Source organism: Streptomyces sp. NPDC047072, from assembly GCF_040643855.1.
Lineage (GTDB): Bacteria > Actinomycetota > Actinomycetes > Streptomycetales > Streptomycetaceae > Streptomyces.
Map to the genome: position 1 here is coordinate 95,598 of NZ_JBEYVC010000002.1, position 19,086 is coordinate 114,683.

The window sequence follows — 19,086 nt, forward strand, 5'->3', positions numbered from 1 at the left end:
CAGAGCGTTCCTCACCCGGAGGGTCGTCACACTCCGGAAGAGACCTCAGTCTTCGCGTCCGAGCCCTGTGCTTTTCCCTCGGCGGCCGCCAGCTTCTGGTTGCGGCGGACCGAGGACCAGAAGGACCAGCCGATCAGGACGACGCCGATGAGGCCCGTGATGATCTCGTTGATCTCGTACTGGATGGTGACCAGGAGGATCGCGGCCAGGGCGCCGATCGCGTAGTGGGCGCCGTGCTCCAGGTAGACGTAGTCGTCCAGGGTTCCCTGGCGGACCAGGTACACGGTCAGCGAACGGACGTACATCGCGCCGATGCCCAGACCCAGCGCCATCAGGACAATGTCGTTGGTGATGGCGAACGCGCCGATCACACCGTCGAAGGAGAACGAGGCGTCCAGGACTTCCAGGTACAGGAACATGAAGAACGCGGCCTTGCCTGCCAGGGCGACGGCCGAGCGGGGCTTGCCGGAGCGTTCGGCGGCTTCCTCCTCCTCGTGCTCGCGTTCCTCCTCCTCTTCGAGCTTGTCCTCGAAGTAGCCGGAGAGCCCGCCCACGATCATGTAGGTGACCAGGCCCGCGATACCGGAGATCAGGACCGTCTGCGCCTTGTCGACATGGGCGCCGCCGTGCTGGTGGGCGTGGGTCGCGAAGGTCATCGCCGTGATCATCAGGACGATCAGGGCGATGCACACCGAGAGCATGTCGATCTTGCCGAGCTTGGCCAGCGGGCGCTCCAGCCAGGCCAGCCACTTGATGTCCCGGTCCTCGAAGATGAAGTCCAGGAAGATCATCAGCAGGAACATGCCGCCGAACGCGGCGATCGCCGGGTGCGCGTCGGTGACCAGCTGCTGGTAGTGGTCCTTGTTGTTGAGCGCCAGGTCGACGGCCTCGATCGGGCCCATCTTGGCGCTGACCGCGACGATGACGACCGGGAAGACCAGCCGCATGCCGAAGACCGCGATGAGCACGCCGATGGTGAGGAAGATCTTCTGCCAGAAGGCGTTCATCTTCTTCAGGATCCCGGCGTTGACCACCGCGTTGTCGAACGACAGCGAGATCTCGAGGACGGACAGGATCGCGACGACGCCGAAGGCGGTCCACCCGTCGTACAGCACCGCGGCGACCAGCCCGAGTGCGGTGACCGCGAACGACCAACCGAAGGTTTTCAGAACCACTGGCTACCCAATCCTGTGTGTACGGGCTTCCCCCGCGCCGCACTCGGCTTTACGAACCTTTGAAGCGGAGTCTAGTCGGCCCCGCCCCAGAGCCGACCGGGCCCCGCCTTTTGCTCATATCGCGTTATGAGACGTTGACCCCGAAGTCGAGCGCGATGCCCCGAAGGCCGGACGCGTACCCCTGGCCGACCGCCCGGAACTTCCATTCGCCCTGGTAGCGGTAGACCTCGCCGAAGATCATCGCGGTCTCGGTGGAGGCGTCCTCGGAGAGGTCGTAGCGGGCGAGTTCCTGGCCGTCGGCCTGGTTGACCACACGGATGAAGGCGTTGCTGACCTGGCCGAAGGTCTGGCCGCGGTTGTCGGCGTCATGGATGGAGACCGGGAAGACGATCTTGTCGCACCGGTCGGGCACCTTGGAGAGGTCGATCAGCAGCGACTCGTCGTCGCCCTCGCCCTCACCCGTGAGGTTGTCGCCGGTGTGCTCCACCGAGCCGTCCGGGCTCTTGAGCTGGTTGTAGAAGATGAAGTACTCGTCGCCCAGGACCCGTCCGCCCGCGCACATCAGGGCGCTGGCGTCGAGGTCGAAGTCGGCTCCGGTGGTGGAGCGCGCGTCCCAGCCGAGCCCGACCATCACCTGGGTGAGGTTGGGTGCGGCCTTGGACAGGGAGACATTGCCTCCCTTGGCGAGCGTGACGCCCATGCTGCTGGTCCCTCCCCGAAACGGTGCTTGTCTTGGTGCTGTCCTGCACACCCGGCGCCGCGCGCAAACCGTGCGACACCGGACCGGGAGCCCGGGAGTTTCCCAGCGGCTCCCGTCGGTTCTCCCGGCGGCCGGGCGGGCCCGGATCCGTACCGCGCCGCCCGACCGCCGGACGGCCCCGTCAGACGTTGACGCCGAAGTCCTGGGCGATGCCGCGCAGGCCCGAGGCGTAGCCCTGGCCGATGGCGCGGAACTTCCACTCGGCGCCGTTGCGGTAGAGCTCGCCGAAGACCATGGCCGTCTCCGTGGACGCGTCCTCGGAGAGGTCGTAGCGGGCGATCTCGGCCTCGCCGGCCTGGTTCACGACGCGGATGAACGCGTTGCGCACCTGGCCGAAGGACTGCTGGCGGTTCTCTGCGTCGTAGATCGACACCGGGAAGACGATCTTGTCGACGTCGGCCGGGACCGCGGCGAGGTTGACCTTGATCTGCTCGTCGTCGCCCTCGCCCTCACCGGTGATGTTGTCGCCGGTGTGTTCGACGGAGCCGTCCGCGCTCTTGAGGTTGTTGAAGAAGACGAAGTTGGCGTCGCTGGCGACCTTGCCCGCCGCGTTCAGCAGCAGCGCGCTCGCGTCGAGGTCGAAGTCGGTGCCGGTCGTGGTGCGGACGTCCCACCCCAGACCGACGATGACCGCGGTCAGGCCCGGGGCCTCCTTGGTCAGCGATACGTTGCCGCCCTTGCTGAGGCTGACTCCCACGAGTCCTCCATAGGTTCGCTGGTGGTGATGCTGCCGGATCAACGATTCGATCCTAGTGACGGGTTCCCGGCCCCCGCAGTCCCTGGAGGCGAACAATCAGAGGGTGTCGAGCGCCTTCACGTACTCGTTCAGGTCACGGGCGTCCGGCAGGGCGTTGACGACGGTCCAGCGCACCACGCCCTCCTTGTCGATGACGAAGGTGCCGCGCACCGCGCAGCCCTTGTCCTCGGCGAAGACGCCGTAGGCGCGGGAGACCTCGCCGTGCGGCCAGAAGTCGCTGAGCAGCGGGTACTCCAGGCCCTCCTGCTCGGCGAAGACGCGCAGGGTGTGGATGGAGTCGTTGGAGACGGCGAGCAGCTGGGTGTCGCGGTCGGAGAACTGCGGAAGGTTGTCACGCAGCTCGCACAGCTCACCGGTGCACACGCCGGTGAAGGCGAAGGGGTAGAAGAGCAGCACGACGTTCTTGCTGCCCCGGAAGTCGGACAGCTTCACGGTGCGGCCGTGGTTGTCCTTGAGCTCGAAGTCGGGGGCCTTTTCGCCGACCTGGATCGCCATCGCGCGGATGTCCCTTCGGTGGGGGCTGTTCGAGTGACGGAGCCACCCTACGCAGCGATCACCGCACGGAAGCGGACGGGCCGGTCATACCGGCCCGTCCGGTCCCACGGGACTACTTCTTGGACTTGGCCGCCTTGGGCGTCACCAGCCGGCTGCCGCTCCAGTCCTTGCCCACGCTGACGCTCTTGGAGGCGGAGAGCCCCGCCGTCGTCGCGGCTTCGGAGATGTCGCTCGGCTCGACGTAGCCGTCACGTCCGGTCTTCGGCGTCAGCAGCAGGATCGAGCCGCCCTCCTCGATGTACGTGGTGGCGTCCACCAGTACGTCGGTCAGGTCGCCGTCGTCGTCACGGAACCAGAGCACCACGGCATCGGCGACGTCGTCGTAATCCTCGTCCACGAGGTCGCTGCCGATGACCTGCTCAATGGCCTCGCGGAGTTCCTGGTCTACGTCGTCGTCGTAGCCGATCTCCTGGACCACCTGCTCGGGCTGGAACCCCAGCCTCACGGCAGGGCTCGTCTCCGCGTGGTCCGCGGTCGCGCTCACGGGTTGCCTCCTGATCATGTCTTTGGGTATGTCTGAGCCACGCGCGTGCGCGAAGCATTGGCCGTAGTCCACACGGGCGGGGCGGATCGCGCAAGTACCCGGCGTTTCAGACCGCCGAAACGGTGACGTTCCGGAACGTGTCGACGCAACTCCAGGCACATCATCGCGGCCACCCCGTGACGCATGCCACACCTTTCTGCCCTCTTTGTGTGTTTGGGAACCATACCCGGGTGTGGGGCCCCGGGTTACCCCGGAGTAGAGATGACGTTTGGCCCCCCGAGGTACACGATGGGGAGCGGTGCAGACATACAGAAATACGGCCCTCTGACAGGTAAGGAACAGCGTGGCTTCCGGATCCGATCGCAACCCGATCATCATTGGCGGCCTTCCGAGTCAGGTTCCTGACTTCGATCCCGAGGAAACCCAGGAGTGGCTCGACTCGCTCGACGCCGCCGTGGACGAGCGCGGCCGGGAGCGGGCCCGCTATCTGATGCTGCGGCTGATCGAGCGGGCCCGCGAGAAGCGCGTGGCCGTGCCCGAGATGCGCAGCACGGACTACGTGAACACCATCCCGACCAGGGCTGAGCCGTTCTTCCCGGGCAACGAGGAGATCGAGCGGAAGATCCTGAACGCCACCCGGTGGAACGCCGCGGTGATGGTCTCGCGCGCCCAGCGTCCCGGGATCGGCGTCGGCGGGCACATCGCCACCTTCGCCTCCTCCGCGTCCCTCTACGACGTCGGCTTCAACCACTTCTTCCGCGGCAAGGACGAGGGCGACGGCGGCGACCAGGTCTTCTTCCAGGGCCACGCCTCCCCCGGCATCTACGCCCGCGCGTTCCTCCTGGACCGCCTCAGCGAGGCCAACCTCGACGCGTTCCGCCAGGAGAAGTCCAAGGCGCCGCACGGCCTGTCCTCGTACCCGCACCCGCGCCTCATGCCGGACTTCTGGGAGTTCCCGACCGTGTCGATGGGCCTCGGCCCGATCGGCGCGATCTACCAGGCCCGGATGAACCGCTACATGCACGCGCGCGGAATCGCCGACACCAGCAAGTCCCAGGTGTGGGCGTTCCTCGGCGACGGCGAGATGGACGAGCCCGAGTCGCTCGGCCAGCTGACCATCGCCGCCCGCGAGGGCCTGGACAACCTGACCTTCGTCGTCAACTGCAACCTCCAGCGCCTCGACGGGCCGGTGCGCGGCAACGGCAAGGTCATCCAGGAGCTGGAGTCGGTCTTCCGGGGCGCCGGCTGGAACGTCATCAAGCTGATCTGGGACCGCACCTGGGACCCGCTGCTCGCGCAGGACCGCGACGGCATCCTCGTCAACCGGATGAACACCACCCCGGACGGCCAGTTCCAGACCTACGCCACCGAGTCGGGCGCCTACATCCGCGACCACTTCTTCGGTGACGACCAGCGGCTGCGCGCCATGGTCGAGGGCATGACCGACGACCAGATCCTGCACCTGGGCCGCGGCGGTCACGACCACAAGAAGATCTACGCGGCCTTCAAGGCGGCAGTGGAGCACAAGGGCCAGCCGACGGTCATCCTCGCGAAGACCGTCAAGGGCTGGACGCTCGGCCCCAACTTCGAGGGCCGCAACGCCACGCACCAGATGAAGAAGCTGACGGTCGCCGACCTCAAGGGCTTCCGCGACCGGCTGCACCTGCCGATCTCCGACAAGGAGCTGGAGTCGGGCGCGCCGCCCTACTACCACCCGGGCCGGGACTCGGAGGAGATCCAGTACATGCACGACCGCCGGCTGGGCCTCGGCGGTTACGTCCCCACGCGCGTGGTGCGCGCCAAGCCGCTCGCGCTGCCGGACGACAAGACGTACGCGACCGTGAAGAAGGGCTCCGGCCAGCAGTCGATCGCCACGACGATGGCGTTCGTACGACTGCTCAAGGACCTCATGCGGGACAAGGAGCTCGGCAAGCGGTTCGTGCTCATCGCGCCGGACGAGTACCGCACCTTCGGCATGGACTCGTTCTTCCCGAGCGCGAAGATCTACAACCCGCTCGGCCAGCAGTACGAGTCGGTGGACCGCGAGCTGCTCCTTGCGTACAAGGAGTCGCCGACCGGGCAGATGCTGCACGACGGCATCTCCGAGGCGGGCTGTACGGCCTCGCTGATCGCGGCGGGCTCGGCGTACGCCACGCACGGCGAGCCGCTCATCCCGGTCTACGTCTTCTACTCGATGTTCGGTTTCCAGCGCACCGGCGACCAGTTCTGGCAGATGTCGGACCAGTTGGCGCGCGGATTCGTCCTTGGCGCGACCGCGGGGCGTACGACGCTGACCGGTGAGGGGCTCCAGCACGCGGACGGGCACTCGCAGCTGCTCGCCTCGACCAACCCGGGCTGTGTGGCGTACGACCCGGCGTTCGGGTTCGAGATCGCGCACATCGTCCAGGACGGGCTGCGGCGGATGTACGGCCCGGACAGCGAGGACGTCTTCTACTACCTCACCGTCTACAACGAGCCGATCCAGCACCCGGCCGAGCCTTCGGACGTGGACGCCGAGGGCATCGTCAGGGGTGTCTACCGCTTCTCCGAGGGCACGTCCGGGTCGATCCCGGCGCAGATCATCGCGTCCGGTGTCGCGGTGCCCTGGGCGGTCGAGGCGCAGAAGATCCTCGCCGAGGAGTGGAACGTCAAGGCGGATGTCTGGTCGGCGACCTCCTGGAACGAGCTGCGGCGCGACGCGGTGGCCTGCGAGGAGCACAACCTGCTGCACCCCGAGGAGGAGCAGCGGGTGCCGTACGTGACGCGCAAGCTGGCCGGGGCGCAGGGGCCGTTCGTGGCCGTGTCCGACTGGATGCGGGCGGTTCCGGACCAGATCGCTCGGTGGGTGCCGGGTTCTTATCAGTCGCTGGGGGCTGACGGGTTCGGGTTCGCGGACACGCGTGGGGCGGCTCGGCGGTTCTTCCACATCGACGCGCAGTCGATCGTGGTGGGGGTGCTCACCGAGTTGGCTCGGGAGGGGAAGGTGGATCGGTCGGTGCTGAAGCAAGCCATTGACCGGTACCAGTTGCTGGATGTTGCGGCTGCTGACCCCGGGGCGGCTGGAGGGGACGCGTAGTCGTTCGGCTGCGGGTGCGTGGGGGCTGGTCGCGCAGTTCCCCGCGCCCCTAGAAGGCCCCTGCGGGGCTTCCAGGGGCGCCTAACATGCCCCCTATGCAGGAACTCTCGGCTCAGGGCCGTTGGGAACAGTGGACCCAGCGGCCTCTGCTCGCCCTCGCGATCGTGTTCGCCGTCGCCTATGCCGTACCGATCGTGGACACCTCCGCCGGGCACTCCCTGACCGTCGCGTGTACGGCGGTGGAGTGGGTCGTGTGGGGGACCTTCGCCGTCGACTACCTGATACGGCTCGGGCTCTCCTCCCGGCGGCGTGAGTTCGTCCGTACGCACTGGATGGACCTGTGTGCCGTCGTGCTGCCGCTCATACAGCCGTTGCGGTTGTTGCGGCTCGTGTCGACCTTGTTGCTGGTGGGGCGGCGGGCGCGGATGGCCTCGCAGATCCGGGTGACGACGTATGTCGCCGGCGCGGTCGTGGGGCTGCTGATGTTCGGGTCGCTGGCGGTGCTGTCCGTCGAACGGGACTCACCGGACGGGAACATCCGCACACTGGGTGACGCGGTGTGGTGGTCCTTCACGACGATGACGACCGTCGGCTACGGCGACCACGCGCCGACCACGGGCCTGGGCCGCATGATCGCGGTCGGGCTCATGCTGTCCGGCATCGCACTGCTCGGTGTGGTGACCGCGAACATCGCCGCGTGGTTCATCGAGCGCTTCGACAAGGACGACGTGGAGGAACGCGCCCAGACGGAGGCGATCAGAGCCCTGACGGAGGAGGTCCGTGCGCTGCGAGCCGAGGTGGCGGCCCTGCGCAAGACATCCGTCGGAGGGTGATCCCGCAGACGGACGACGGGAGCCCCGGGCCCAGGACGGAGGCGGCCCCTCCGGGGACAGTCCGGCCCGGTCCGTGACCACCGGCGTCCCTGGAGCCGCGCAGCCGTCGGCAGACATGGGCGGGCCCCCGGTCGTCCCGCCGGGGGCCCTTCCCTCACGCGCCCCGGGTCAGAAGATTCCGCTGCCCGGGGTGGCCGCACCCGCGATCCAGATGATCGCCAGGAGCGTGTCGATGGCGCCCAGTACAAAGGCGACCAGAGCCGGCCAGGCGCGATTGCCGCCGGACCAGCTGCGACCCATGGCCAGCCAACCGCAGACGATCGCCACCGGGCCGAGAATGATGCCCAGTACGAAGAATCCGGCGATCGCGCAGATGACTCCGACGATTCCGAGCGTTGCGCGATCCGGCCCGGTCCGTGACCACGTACGGCCACGTGAGCGGGGGTACCTGCGCGTTCCGTGTCCGAAGCCCGCCATCATCAACTCCCTGAACCCCTCGGTTGGTTGGGCTCGTATCGGGTTCAACGATGCGGGTACCCCGCTTTCGGGCCCTAATCCCGGGCCTTGCGGCGCGCCGCCCCCCTCCGGCAGCGCGCCGCAGCGCCGGTCGCCCTCCAGGACCGTAGAACCAGGCCGTGCGGAGGACTTGACCCACTGTGACCTGCGGCGCGTACCGGAAGCGAGAAATCTTTAGCCTCTTCACCCTGATAGGGGAAGTCGGCTGACGTCTCGTCAAACAGCGTCAGATGTGGCCCACACCCGCGCCCGCCTCGGCGTTCTCCCCGCGCTTGGTGAGCAGCGCGATGAAGACGGCGACGACGGCGACACCGGCCGCCACCAGGGACGCGAGGCTCATGCCGGAGATGAAGGTGTCGTGGGCGACGTCCGTGATCTTCGCGGCGACCGCCTCCGGGGTGCCCTTGGCGACCGGCGGGACACCGACCTGGACCGCTTCGGAGGCCTGGTCCAACTGGGTGGGGGTGAGCGGGGGCAGCCCCGCCTCCTTCCAGTTGACCGGGAGGTCGCTGTCGACCTTGGAGGCCATCACCGCGCCGAGCACGGCCGTGCCGAGGCTGCCGCCGATCTGCATCGCGGCCTGCTGGAGACCGCCGGCGACACCGGACAGCTCCATGGGCGCGTTGCCGACGATGACCTCGGTCGCGCCGACCATCACCGGCGCGAGGCCGAGGCCCAGCAGGGCGAACCAGACGGCCATGACGCCGCTGCCGGTGTCCGTCTGAAGCGTCGACATGCCGTACATCGCGATCGCCACGGACGCCATGCCGCCGGCCAGCGGGCTGCGCGGGCCGAGCTTGGTGATCAGCACGCCCGCGAGTGGCGAGCCGACGATCATCATCCCGGTGAGCGGGAGCAGGTGCAGACCGGCGTCGATCGGGCTCATACCGTGCACGTTCTGGAGGTAGAACGTCACGAAGAACAGGCCGCCCATGAACGCGATCGCCATGAGGACCATGAGGACCACGCCCGCCGACAGCGGGACGGAGCGGAACAGCGCGAGCGGGATCAGCGGCTCCTTGACCTTCGTCTCCCAGAACGCGAACGCCACGAAGCCGGCGACCGAGGCGAGGACGAACGCCCACGTCAGTCCGGAGCCCCAGCCCCAGCTAGGGGCCTTGATGAGCGCCCACACCAGGCAGAACATGGCGGCGGACAGCAGGGCTATGCCCAGGATGTCGAAGGAGCGCGGGGCGTTCTCCGCGCGGTGGTCGAGCAGGATCAGCACGCCCAGGACGAGGGCGAGGATGCCGACGGGCACGTTGATGAAGAACACCGACTGCCAGTTGACGTGCTCGACCAGCACGCCGCCGAGGATCGGGCCGCCGGCGGTGGAGGCGCCGATGACCATGCCCCAGATGCCGATCGCCATGTTCAGCTTCTCGGCCGGGAAGGTGGCCCGCAGCAGGCCGAGCGCGGCCGGCATCAGCAGCGCCCCGAACAGGCCCTGGAAGACGCGGAAGGTGACGACCGCGGCGATGGAACTCGAGAGCCCGATCGCGCCGGAGGCGGCGGCGAAGCCGACGACGCCGATCAGGAAGGTCTGGCGGTGGCCGAAGCGGTCACCGAGCTTGCCCGCGGTGATCAGCGCGACCGCGAGGGCCAGGAAGTAGCCGTTGGTGATCCACTGGACGTCGGCGAAGCTGGCCTTCAGGTCGGACTGGATGGCCGGGTTGGCGATGGCGACGATGGTGCCGTCGAGGGCGACCATCATGACGCCGACCGCCACGGTCAGGAGGGTGAGCCAGGGGTGGCCGCGCAGACCGGCGGCCGAGGGCTGATCCGACGGGGTGGCCGAAGATCCGCCCCCCTGCCCCGTCGTATCAAGGGTGGTCTGACTAGTCATGTGTTCGAGGCTAGTGACAGCCGCTGACAATTGACAAACGAGTTCACAAGACGGTAACTGACACCAATGGAAACACTGCGCGAACGCAAGAAGCAGCGCACACGGGACGCCCTGATGCGGACCGCGATCGAGCTCTTCATCACCCGGGGCTACGAGCGGACGACCGTCGACGACATCGCCGACGCGGTCGAGGTCTCGCAGCGCACCTTCTTCCGCTACTTCGCCGGCAAGGAGGACGCGGCCCTCGCGCTCGACGAGATGACGGTGGCGCACTTCGTCGACGCCGTACGCGCACGCCCCGCGCATGAGCCCCCACTGGAGGCGCTGCGCCAAGCCGTGCTGGACGGCTGGGACAGGATCAACGACATCGTCGAGTCGGTCGTCCCCGTGGAGTCGTTCCTGCGGATGTACCGGGTGATCGAGTCGACGCCCGTACTGCTCGCCGCCCATCTGCGGCGCTCGGCGGAGGTCGAGGAGGTCCTCACGGGGGTGATCGCCGAGCGCGAGGGCCTGGATCCGGTCGCCGACCCGCGCCCCAGGCTGCTGGTGGCCGTGTTCAGCGGGGTGATGCGGGTGACGGAACGGCAGTGGTTGACCGGCGGCGAGTTCAGTCTGGAGGCGATGCGCGCGTTGACGGTCTCCCACCTTGAGCTGCTGGGACCCGCCCTGACCGGCAAGTGGACGCGTTACACCGAAACGTGATCCCTGTCACTCGATTAACCCGAGACCGTCTCGTTCTCCTAGTGTGTCCTTTCAGTGACTTCCTTCGACACCTCCCCGCAACTCAACGTCTGGCGCGCGCTGCTCGCACTGGCCGTGGTGTTCGTGATGCTGGCGACCACCGGCTGGACCGCTCTGCGGGGCCAGCGGGAGGTCACGCCGCTCCAGGCCTCGCTCAAGTCCTGGAGCCACGGCCGCGTCCATGGCCACGGTCTGCCGGACCCGGACACCTCCCCCGGTGCCCTCGCCCGCTTCTTCGCCACGCTCACCGAGCAGGAGCAGCTCCTGCTCGCCCGGCGCTACCCGCTCGCGGTCGGCAACATGAACGGCGCCCCCGTTTTGCTGCGCTACCGCGCCAACCGCATCGCCCTGTTCAAGGCCGCCGTCCAGGAGCGCAAACGGATGCACGACTCCCGGCTGAGCCCTGAGGGTCAGCAGGAGGCGGGCCGCCGTATGCACCGCTTCGAGTCTTTGATGTCCGACGGCCGGCAGATCCTCGCCTTCGACCCCGACGGCTCGGGCCGGGTCGCCGAGGTCTTCGGCGACCTGGACGAGGCGGAGCGGGTGTCGGTCGTCGTCCCCGGTGTCGACACCGACCTGCTCACCTTCCAGCGCACCAACCGCAGCTGGTCCGCACCGGTCGGCATGGCCCAGGCCCTGTACGGCGCCGAGCGGGCGGCGAGCCCCGGCACCCGGACCGCCGTGATCGCCTGGGCCGACTACACCGCGCCCGCCGGCCTCGGCATCGACTCGGCCACCGCGATGCGCGCCGAGCAGGGCGCCGTACGGCTGAACGCGCTGCTGCGGGCGCTGCCCGGCAGCGCGCCGGTCTCGCTCTTCTGCCACAGCTACGGCTCGGTGGTGTGCGGAGTCGCCGCGCACGCGCTGCCGGAGCGGGTCGCCGACATCGCGGTGGCCGGCAGCCCCGGCATGCGGGCCGCGAACGCCGCCCGGCTGCGCACCTCCGCCCAGGTGTGGGCGATGCGGGACGCCGGGGACTGGATCCAGGACGTGCCCTATCTGGAGGTCGGCGGGCTGGGCCACGGCGCCGACCCGGTCTCCTCGGCGTTCGGCGCCCGGGTGCTCTCCGCGCGGGGCGCGGACGGGCACGCCGGCTACTTCGAACCCGGAACGGAAAGCCTGTTCAACTTCGCAGAAATCGGTATTGGCGCATACCGCTCGGTGCGGTGTGCCCATGAGGACGAAGCCTGCCGCGCCGGTTTGTCCGGCACGGCCATGGCCGGACGCGCGTAGAGACTTCAGGAACTGCGGTCTGCGCGGGGAGGGGACGAAGAAGCTCGTGCCGCATACGATGAGCCGCATGGGTGACGTACTGGCCGGATTTCATGCCGCCTGGGAGTTCGAGTCCGACTCCGTGCTCATCCGCTACGAACGGGGGATCCGGACACCGAAGCTCTTCCAGGCGCTGGGCGAACGGCGGATCCCGCTGGAGGCGATCTCCGGGGTGACGCTGACTCCCGGCAGGCGCGGGACGGTGGTGCTGCGCGCGGAGCCGCGGCCCGGTGCGGACCCGGTGATGGAGGCGGCCGCCGGCCAGCTCAAGGAGGGCAGCGACCCCTACCGGCTGGTGCTGCCCGCCGACAAGGAGACGCTCGCGGAGTACTACGCCGACGAGCTGCGGGCGCTGGTGGGACCGGGATACGAGGAACCGGCGGAACGCTTCCTCGTACCGGCGCCCGAGGTGCCGCTGCAGTTCAAGGCGTACGACGGGAAGGCGTCCTTCGACGGCCGTACCGTGCACTTCCGGTGGTTCTGGACGGGCGCCTCCTCGGCGAAGTGGAAGGCGGGAGACCAGAGTTTCCCGGTGTCCGAGCTGACGGGTGTCGAGTGGCGGTCGCCGGAGGTCTTCGAGGGGCATCTGCGGCTGCTCCGCGGGGAGCCGGAGCCGGAGCAGGCGGACCAGGACCCGGCGGCCGTGGTGTTCGGTCTCGGGTACGGGCCGGTGCACGAGTCGCTGCCGTTCGCAGCGGCGGTGCTGGCCGCGGTGCGGCAGCGGGGGCCCGGCGCCGCGGTCCCGGCCGCGGCGGTGCCGCGCCGGGATCCTGCGGATATCGCCGAGCGGATCCGCCACCTGGGAGAACTCCATCAGGCCGGGCTGGTGACCGACGAGGAGTTCTCCGTGAAGAAGGCGGAGTTGCTGGCGGAGCTCTAGCTCACTCGCGGCCCGCTGAAGAGAACCGCATGTCTGCGTAACGGTCTCCTGCCACCTGACCCGCGATCGGCTCCAGGAGTTCCAGCTCCTCCTTCGTCAGTTCGATCCTCGTCGCCGCCGCGTTCTCCTCCACGCGGCTCGGCTTGCGGGTGCCCGGGATCGGGACCACGGGGAGGTCGTGGACGGTCGTCTGCTGTTGGACCCAGGCGAGGGCGATCTGGCCCAGGGAGACTCCGTGCGCCTCGGCGACCGTGCGGATCGGTTCCAGCAGGGCCGCGTTCGCCGCCGCGTTCTCGCCCGTGAAGCGGGGCTGCTGGCGGCGGAAGTCGTCGGCCGTGAGGTCCTTGTCCGCGTTGGTGAAGGAGCCGGTGAGGAAGCCCCGGCCGAGCGGGGAGTACGGCACCAGCGTCACGCCCAGTTCACGGGCGGCCGGGACCACCTGCGCCTCGATGTCGCGGCTGAACAGCGACCACTCCGACTGGAGCGCGGCGATGGGGTGCACCGCCTGCGCGGCCCGCAGCTCCGCCGCCGTGACCTCGCTCAGGCCCAGGTGCTTGACCTTGCCCTCGCGCACCAGCTCCGCCATCGCGCCGACGGACTCCTCGATCGGCACGTTCACATCGCGCCGGTGCATGTAGTAGAGGTCGATCGCCTCGACGTCCAGCCGCTTCAGGCTCGCCTCGACGGCCTGGCGGATGTAGGGCGGGTCGTTGCGGATGACCCGCCGGGTCGGTTCGCCGGGCGGGATCGACAGGGCGAACTTGGTGGCGATCACGACCTCGTCGCGGTGCTCCTTGAAGAACGGGGAGAGGAACTTCTCGTTCTCCCCCGCGCCGTACGCGTCCGCGGTGTCGTAGAGCGTGATCCCGAGTTCCAGGGCGCGCTCCAGGGTGGCCCGGGACTCCTTCGCGTCCGAGGGGCCGTACGCGAAGCTCATGCCCATGCAGCCGAGGCCCTGTACGCCGACCGCGGGGCCGTCGTCGCCCAGCTGTGCGGTGGGGATCCTGCCGTCGGTCATCCTGCCTTCTCCTTCTCCCACTCCGTGCGGGTGTTCTCGCTGTCCGTGCCGCCGGCCCCGGCGTAGAAACCGATCTTGTGGTCGAGCACGGCGAGCGTGTCCTGGAGCTCCGCGATCCGGGCCAGTACGTCCCGGCGGGTCGCCTCCAGGAGCTTGAAACGGTCCCCGAAGGTCTGGTCGCCCTCCCGGACCAGTTCCGCGTAGCGCACCATGTCGGCGACGGGCATGCCGGTGAGGCGGAGCTTGCCGACGAAGGCGAGCCAGTCGAGGTCGCGGTTGCTGTAGCGGCGCTGGCCGGTGTGCGAGCGGTCGATGTGCGGCATCAGGCCGATGCGCTCGTACCAGCGCAGGGTGTGCGCGGTCAGGCCGGTGAAGGCGACGACCTCGCTGATCGTGTAGCTGTCCTGCCCCGCCGGGCGCCGGTGGGGGTGCGGTGGTGCCGCGCAGCTGTCGGTCCTGGTTCCCGTGGTCTCCATCACCGTCATGGCTCCAACGCTATGGCCTTGGAGTGCACTCCAAGCAAGCGGAACCGGTAAGAAATCGGCAGGACGACACACGGCCGACACGGTTAGCGTGCGGGGCATGAGTCTCGCACGCCGGGCCGGGCCCGAGGACGCCGAGGAAGTACTGCGGCTGCGTCAGGTGATGATCGACGACCTGCCCGGCGGGGACCCGTCCGTGGCCTGGCACGCCGAGGCGCTGCCGGAGCTGCGCAAGCGGCTGGGCGAGGCGGACGGCGACTTCGCGGCGTTCGTCGTGGACCGTCCGGAGCGGCCGGGGACGCTGGCCGCGCTGGTCGTCGGGACGGTCGACTACCGCATCGGCAAGGCGAGCAGTCCGCAGGGGCGGTCCGGGTACGTCTTCAGCGTCGCCACCGACCCGGAGGCGCGTCGGCGCGGGTACGCGCGCGCGTGCATGGACGAGCTCCTCGCGTGGTTCCGGGAGCGGGGCGCCGGACAGGTCATGCTGACCGCGTCCGTGGCGGCCGAGCCGCTCTACGCCTCCCTCGGCTTCGCCCCCAAGCCGGACCCCGTGATGATGCTGAGGCTCTGAGCCCGCTTAGGCTCGACGGCATGTCCTTGAAGAGCCTCGCATTGATCGAGAACTGGCCGGTTCCCACCGCTGCGGCGGGGGTGGTGCGGGCCGACGGCACGGTCCTCGGCACTCATGGTCCGGTGGCCCACCGCTTCCCGCTGGCCTCGGTCACCAAGCCGCTCGCGGCGTACGCCGTCCTCGTCGCGTACGAGGAGGGGGCGGTCGAACTCGACGAGCCGGCGGGGCCGAGCGGATCGACGGTGCGTCATCTGCTCGCGCACACCTCGGGGCTGGCCTTCGACGAGCACCGTGTGACGGCGCCGCCCGGGGAGCGGCGGCTGTACTCGAACGCCGGTTTCGAGCAACTCGGCGACCACATCGCGAAGATGACGGACATCCCCTTCGCCGAGTATCTGCGCCAGGCGGTCCTGGAGCCGCTGGGCATGACGGCGACGGCCCTGGAGGGCTCCCCCGCGAAGGACGGCGTCTCGACGGTGGAGGACCTGCTGCGGTTCGCGGCGGAGGTCCAGGCCCCGCGGCTGCTGGACCCGCGCACGGTCGCCGAGGCGATGACGGTCCAGTACCCGGGCACCAAGGGCGTGCTCCCCGGCTACGGCCACCAGAACCCCAACGACTGGGGCCTAGGCTTCGAGATCCGCGACTCCAAGTCCCCGCACTGGACGGGGAGTTCGTCCTCCGCGCGCACCTTCGGCCACTTCGGCCAGTCCGGCACGTTCCTGTGGATCGACCCGGCCGCGGGCGCCGCCTGCGTGGCCCTGACGGACCGTCCGTTCGGCCCCTGGGCTACGCAGGTGTGGCCGGCACTGACGGACGCCGTGCTGGCCGAGATCCACGCGGGGGCGTGATCCACGACACACTCAACTCCCGTATCCCCAATGATCATCTGACGCTACGTTTACTTACGGGTTGCTTACGCATTCCACACCGTTCACACACCGCACAGACTCATGGGGAGAGTTATGACCACCCGCTCGAGAAGACTTCAGCGTGTCGGCACCATCGCGGGGATGGCGGCCGCCGCGCTCTTCGTTCTGGTCCCCAACGCACAGGCCGACTGGACGTGGACCAGCTACATCAGCTCCTGGACCGACGGCAACACCTCCCGCCGCTGGGACGACGAGGCCTACAACGAGATCAGCTTCGAGAACTGCTACGCCCAGTACGCCGGTTCGTCCGACCAGCAGGTCGTCGTCAAGCGACGCATTGACGTCACCCTGGACTACGACGTCACCGTCGACACCTTCACGTTCTCCAACTGCTTCAAGGGGAACGGCTACTACAGCACCGACACCCAGACCGGTCTGGACTCCGCGTCCTACTACTTCGAGGCCGACAAGATCGGCACGGGTGGCTCCTGCTGCCTGCTGTTCACCGACTGGGTAGGCGTCGACACGACCCAGGCCGACTGACAGCTGCTCACCGACCGCTGCCCCCGCCCCCCAGGGCAGCGGCCCTTTTGGTATCGGACCCCCCATGAGAACCACGACCCTGCTGCGCACCAGCAGCGCCGTAAGAGCAGCCCCGTTCCTGGTCGCCGGAGCCCTGTATTTCTACTTCGGCGGCATCGCCTCCGCTCTCCAGGCGCTGGACCTGCGCTGGCCGGCCAGTTCGATCACGACCGCGCTGTACTCCGTGCTCCCGCCGATCTACGCCCTGACGGCGGCGGTCGCCTGCTTCGAGGGCCACCGGCTGCGCCGGCTCGGCACCTGGCAGATCGGCCCGACACGCTCCGAGCTCTCGATGGCGTTCCGGAGCCTGCTGACCGTGTTCGGCGTGTTCGCGGCCCTCGTCGTCGCTCTGGCCCTGACCGCGGTGATCGTGACCGACAGTGGAGTCGACGGCTACGCGGCGGGCGCGCTCGCCCTCCCCCTGGTCGTCCTCGCCGGTCACACCCTGCTCGGCTACTGCGTCGGTCGCCGCGTCAACGCCCTTTACGCCGCACCGGCGTTGGCCGTGGGAGTGCAGCTCGTCGTCGGTGCCTCGGTCTCCTACCAGACGTACTGGCCCCGGCACATCTCGGGGCGCATCGCGGAGGTCCAGTTCGGCGAGGCCTACCGGCCGGCGGTCTATCTGGTGACCGCCCTGCCCACGGTGAGCGTCGCGGTCGCCCTCGCCCTGCTCCTGCTGACGCGACTGCGTCGGGTGACAGCGGCGGCCCTGGCGCTGGCCGTGGCCGCGATCGGCCTGCTCGTCCCCTACCGGATCGTCTCCGACTGGAACTGGCGCGCTCCCACGGCGGCGGGTCTGGCCGAGGTCACCTGCACCGGCACGGCACCCACGGTCTGCCTGCCGGCCGCGGCCGACGTCAACGCCGCCAGGCTCCACACCGACACGGCCGCCGTGCTCGGCAAGCTCGCGGACGCCGGTGCGCTCCCCCGCGTACCCGAGCGGGTGTCCGAGAGCAAGGGAGAGGCCGCGGCCGACAGCGCGTCCTCCGCCGCCGACTGGCACATCTCGCTGCTCTCCGCGGCATCCTCCGACCGCCGGGCTCTCGCCTTCTCCCTCACTCAGCAGTCGGTGAACTGGTACTGCTCCCAACCCGATTGGGAGATAGTCCACTATTCGACGATGTGGGCGATGACGAAGGTCGGTGCGGGCAAGCTGTATCTGGACTGGCTGCGCACCGAACCGGAATTCAGGACCACCCAGGAACCCGAACTCACCGCCGAGGTCGAGCGGGTTCTCACGCTGTCCGTCTCCCGGCAGAAGGCCTGGTTCGACGACACGGTGGCGAGGGCCTGCGCCGACTCGACCATCAGCTTCCGGCCGAGGTAGGGGGACATCCCATGACATGGTGGCTACGGCAACGGGGCGGACTGTCCCTGCTGCCCGCGACCCTGGTCGGCTTCTGGGTGGTCCTGGCCGTGACCGCGGGCACGGTCGTCGGCATGCCGAGCCTGGTCGCCGACGTGGTTCCGGCGCGGCTCAGCGATTTCGCCTGTCTGGCCGTCAGCACCGCAGCCGTCGCTCTCCTGGAGCGCCGGCTGCCCGCCGTGGAGTGCGCGGCCCTGCGCCGTGTGGACCGTCTCGACGTGATCCTCGCCGTCGGATTCGTGCTCGGCGCCGCGGCGGGCGCCCTCGTGCTGCTCTCCGCCCACGACGAGGTGACCGCGGTCACCGCGGCGCGCAACGTGCTGTTCTTCGGTGGCCTGGCGCTGGCCGCGCACCCGCTGCTCGGCGCTCGCGCCGGCCTCGTCCCGGTCGGCTGGATGCTGCTGTCCCTCCTCAACGGCCGGCGCGCGTCCAACGATCCCTACCCCTGGGTGATCGTCGCCGAGGACGCCTACGTTCCCCATGCCGCGCTCGGCGCCGGACTCGCCTTCCTCGGCGGAGTCGTCGCGCTCGTCCTGCTCCCCCGACTCACCGCAAGGAACCGACCGTGAGCCTTCTCGTCGACGACGTCACCTTCGCCTACCGGCGGCGCAGGCCACCGGTCCTGGATCACCTCACCTACCGGATCTCCGACGGGCTGACGATCCTGCTGGGCCCCAACGGCGCCGGAAAGTCCACCCTGTTGCAGCTCCTCGCCGGCACGCTCAGCCCCCGCGCCGGGCACATCACGCTCGACGGGACCGACTCGACCGTGCGCTCCTACCGGCGCCATGTCGCCTGGCTCCCTCAGCACGTGCCCACCACCAAGTCTCTGACCGCCCGCGAATACGTCGCGTACGTGGCCTGGCTCAAGGGTGTCGAGCGCCGCGCCGCCTGGGACATCGCGGCGGACACGCTCCAGCGCGTCGACCTGGCCGACCAGTCGTCCACGCGCACCGCGCACCTGTCGGGCGGGCAACTGCGCCGCGTCGGCATCGCCTGTGCCCTCGCCCACGACGCCCGGCTCATCATCCTCGACGAGCCCACCGCGGGCCTGGATCCCCACCAGCGCACCGTCTTCCGCAACCTGCTGCGCGAGGTGTCGGCCCGGACCCCGGTCCTGATGTCCACCCATGACGTCGCCGATCTCGCCGAGGAAGCGGACACCGTCACCTGTCTGAAGGCCGGACGGATCACCTACGACGGTCCGACGCACGGTTTCCTCGCCCACGCCGACGCCGGATCCGCCCCCGGCAGACAGGCCGAGTCCGCCTACGCCTCCCTCATGGGCATCGCGTAGCGCGCC

20 protein-coding genes are annotated in these 19,086 nt (G+C 69.2%); 11 read left to right on the plus strand and 9 right to left on the minus strand.

The features are described 5' to 3' along the window. Positions 1–26: 26 nt before the first annotated feature. From ABZ896_RS01405 to ABZ896_RS01425, 5 genes are all read right to left on the minus strand, one after another. Positions 27–1,175, minus strand: coding sequence for a DUF475 domain-containing protein (locus ABZ896_RS01405; protein WP_360920023.1), 1,149 nt, complete (start codon positions 1,173–1,175; stop codon positions 27–29). Positions 1,176–1,299: 124 nt separating this feature from the next. Further along, positions 1,300–1,875: a TerD family protein gene (locus tag ABZ896_RS01410; RefSeq protein ID WP_360920026.1), complete on the minus strand. Its 576-nt coding sequence runs from the start codon at positions 1,873–1,875 to the stop codon at positions 1,300–1,302. Between the two features lie 181 nt (positions 1,876–2,056). Continuing rightward, entirely contained in the window at positions 2,057–2,632 is a 576-nt protein-coding gene (locus ABZ896_RS01415; protein ID WP_007381726.1) for a calcium homeostasis/redox stress adaptation protein, read from the minus strand. Positions 2,633–2,728: 96 nt separating this feature from the next. After that, the gene (locus ABZ896_RS01420) at positions 2,729–3,187 is read right to left on the minus strand and encodes a peroxiredoxin (RefSeq protein ID WP_020136458.1); all 459 of its coding nucleotides are present in this window, start codon (positions 3,185–3,187) and stop codon (positions 2,729–2,731) included. 112 nt (positions 3,188–3,299) lie between these two features. After that, complete coding sequence (locus tag ABZ896_RS01425) at positions 3,300–3,731, minus strand: DUF3052 domain-containing protein (RefSeq protein WP_232646584.1); 432 nt, start codon at positions 3,729–3,731, stop codon at positions 3,300–3,302. Between the two features lie 343 nt (positions 3,732–4,074). Here ABZ896_RS01425 and aceE point away from each other — a divergent pair, with 343 nt between their 5' ends. Together aceE and ABZ896_RS01435 are read left to right on the plus strand one after the other, a co-directional pair. Further along, a complete protein-coding gene (gene aceE, locus ABZ896_RS01430; protein WP_360920031.1) occupies positions 4,075–6,807 on the plus strand; it encodes a pyruvate dehydrogenase (acetyl-transferring), homodimeric type in 2,733 nt (910 codons plus the stop codon). Between the two features lie 95 nt (positions 6,808–6,902). Then, a complete protein-coding gene (locus ABZ896_RS01435; RefSeq protein ID WP_360920034.1) occupies positions 6,903–7,640 on the plus strand; it encodes a potassium channel family protein in 738 nt (245 codons plus the stop codon). 168 nt (positions 7,641–7,808) lie between these two features. Here ABZ896_RS01435 and ABZ896_RS01440 read toward each other — a convergent pair whose 3' ends face one another. Next, a complete protein-coding gene (locus tag ABZ896_RS01440; protein ID WP_360920037.1) occupies positions 7,809–8,120 on the minus strand; it encodes a small hydrophobic protein in 312 nt (103 codons plus the stop codon). A 262-nt stretch (positions 8,121–8,382) separates the two neighbouring features. Beyond that, positions 8,383–10,002: an MFS transporter gene (locus ABZ896_RS01445; RefSeq protein ID WP_360920040.1), complete on the minus strand. Its 1,620-nt coding sequence runs from the start codon at positions 10,000–10,002 to the stop codon at positions 8,383–8,385. Between the two features lie 66 nt (positions 10,003–10,068). Here ABZ896_RS01445 and ABZ896_RS01450 point away from each other — a divergent pair, with 66 nt between their 5' ends. From ABZ896_RS01450 to ABZ896_RS01460, 3 genes are read left to right on the plus strand one after another with little or no spacing between them, the layout of a single operon-like run. Next, the gene (locus tag ABZ896_RS01450) at positions 10,069–10,704 is read left to right on the plus strand and encodes a TetR family transcriptional regulator (protein WP_360920043.1); all 636 of its coding nucleotides are present in this window, start codon (positions 10,069–10,071) and stop codon (positions 10,702–10,704) included. 54 nt (positions 10,705–10,758) lie between these two features. Beyond that, positions 10,759–11,976, plus strand: a complete 1,218-nt coding sequence (locus tag ABZ896_RS01455; RefSeq protein WP_360920046.1) for an alpha/beta hydrolase — start codon at positions 10,759–10,761, stop codon at positions 11,974–11,976. A 58-nt stretch (positions 11,977–12,034) separates the two neighbouring features. Next, positions 12,035–12,895, plus strand: a complete 861-nt coding sequence (locus ABZ896_RS01460) for a DUF4429 domain-containing protein (RefSeq protein ID WP_360920049.1) — start codon at positions 12,035–12,037, stop codon at positions 12,893–12,895. A gap of 1 nt (position 12,896) precedes the next feature. On the opposite strand, the gene ABZ896_RS01465 is transcribed toward ABZ896_RS01460, so the two are convergent. Together ABZ896_RS01465 and ABZ896_RS01470 are read right to left on the minus strand one after the other, a co-directional pair. Beyond that, positions 12,897–13,913, minus strand: coding sequence for an aldo/keto reductase (locus ABZ896_RS01465; protein WP_360920052.1), 1,017 nt, complete (start codon positions 13,911–13,913; stop codon positions 12,897–12,899). Next, positions 13,910–14,398 carry a MerR family transcriptional regulator gene (locus ABZ896_RS01470; RefSeq protein WP_360920055.1) on the minus strand — a complete coding sequence of 163 codons (489 nt, stop codon included), beginning with the start codon at positions 14,396–14,398 and terminating at the stop codon, positions 13,910–13,912. The genes ABZ896_RS01465 and ABZ896_RS01470 overlap by 4 nt, the downstream gene beginning before the upstream one ends. A 97-nt stretch (positions 14,399–14,495) precedes the next feature. Between ABZ896_RS01470 and ABZ896_RS01475 the strand changes: the two genes are divergently transcribed. The 6 genes from ABZ896_RS01475 (at position 14,496) to ABZ896_RS01500 (ending at position 19,080) form a co-directional block, all read left to right on the plus strand. Next, a complete protein-coding gene (locus ABZ896_RS01475; protein ID WP_360920058.1) occupies positions 14,496–14,966 on the plus strand; it encodes a GNAT family N-acetyltransferase in 471 nt (156 codons plus the stop codon). Positions 14,967–14,986: 20 nt separating this feature from the next. Beyond that, positions 14,987–15,814, plus strand: a complete 828-nt coding sequence (locus tag ABZ896_RS01480; RefSeq protein ID WP_360920060.1) for a serine hydrolase domain-containing protein — start codon at positions 14,987–14,989, stop codon at positions 15,812–15,814. Between the two features lie 114 nt (positions 15,815–15,928). Further along, positions 15,929–16,378: a hypothetical protein gene (locus ABZ896_RS01485; RefSeq protein ID WP_360920063.1), complete on the plus strand. Its 450-nt coding sequence runs from the start codon at positions 15,929–15,931 to the stop codon at positions 16,376–16,378. A gap of 64 nt (positions 16,379–16,442) precedes the next feature. After that, complete coding sequence (locus ABZ896_RS01490) at positions 16,443–17,744, plus strand: hypothetical protein (RefSeq protein ID WP_360920066.1); 1,302 nt, start codon at positions 16,443–16,445, stop codon at positions 17,742–17,744. Between the two features lie 11 nt (positions 17,745–17,755). Continuing rightward, positions 17,756–18,352: a hypothetical protein gene (locus ABZ896_RS01495; protein WP_360920069.1), complete on the plus strand. Its 597-nt coding sequence runs from the start codon at positions 17,756–17,758 to the stop codon at positions 18,350–18,352. Further along, the gene (locus tag ABZ896_RS01500; protein ID WP_360920072.1) at positions 18,349–19,080 is read left to right on the plus strand and encodes an ATP-binding cassette domain-containing protein; all 732 of its coding nucleotides are present in this window, start codon (positions 18,349–18,351) and stop codon (positions 19,078–19,080) included. Before ABZ896_RS01495 ends, ABZ896_RS01500 begins: the two co-directional genes overlap by 4 nt. The last annotated feature ends 6 nt before the right edge of the window (positions 19,081–19,086 follow it).

Bases quoted from the DNA above. Each gene is read 5' to 3' on its own strand.
- ABZ896_RS01490 (WP_360920066.1), top strand. From the start codon at position 16,443: ATGAGAACCACGACCCTGCTGCGCACCAGCAGCGCCGTAAGAGCAGCC.
- ABZ896_RS01480 (WP_360920060.1), top strand. From the start codon at position 14,987: ATGTCCTTGAAGAGCCTCGCATTGATCGAGAACTGGCCGGTTCCCACC.
- ABZ896_RS01450 (WP_360920043.1), top strand. From the start codon at position 10,069: ATGGAAACACTGCGCGAACGCAAGAAGCAGCGCACACGGGACGCCCTG.
- ABZ896_RS01460 (WP_360920049.1), top strand. From the start codon at position 12,035: ATGAGCCGCATGGGTGACGTACTGGCCGGATTTCATGCCGCCTGGGAG.
- ABZ896_RS01440 (WP_360920037.1), bottom strand. From the start codon at position 8,120: ATGATGGCGGGCTTCGGACACGGAACGCGCAGGTACCCCCGCTCACGT.
- ABZ896_RS01445 (WP_360920040.1), bottom strand. From the start codon at position 10,002: ATGACTAGTCAGACCACCCTTGATACGACGGGGCAGGGGGGCGGATCT.
- ABZ896_RS01470 (WP_360920055.1), bottom strand. From the start codon at position 14,398: ATGACGGTGATGGAGACCACGGGAACCAGGACCGACAGCTGCGCGGCA.
- ABZ896_RS01475 (WP_360920058.1), top strand. From the start codon at position 14,496: ATGAGTCTCGCACGCCGGGCCGGGCCCGAGGACGCCGAGGAAGTACTG.
- ABZ896_RS01465 (WP_360920052.1), bottom strand. From the start codon at position 13,913: ATGACCGACGGCAGGATCCCCACCGCACAGCTGGGCGACGACGGCCCC.
- ABZ896_RS01435 (WP_360920034.1), top strand. From the start codon at position 6,903: ATGCAGGAACTCTCGGCTCAGGGCCGTTGGGAACAGTGGACCCAGCGG.
- ABZ896_RS01495 (WP_360920069.1), top strand. From the start codon at position 17,756: ATGACATGGTGGCTACGGCAACGGGGCGGACTGTCCCTGCTGCCCGCG.
- ABZ896_RS01410 (WP_360920026.1), bottom strand. From the start codon at position 1,875: ATGGGCGTCACGCTCGCCAAGGGAGGCAATGTCTCCCTGTCCAAGGCC.
- ABZ896_RS01420 (WP_020136458.1), bottom strand. From the start codon at position 3,187: ATGGCGATCCAGGTCGGCGAAAAGGCCCCCGACTTCGAGCTCAAGGAC.
- ABZ896_RS01485 (WP_360920063.1), top strand. From the start codon at position 15,929: ATGACCACCCGCTCGAGAAGACTTCAGCGTGTCGGCACCATCGCGGGG.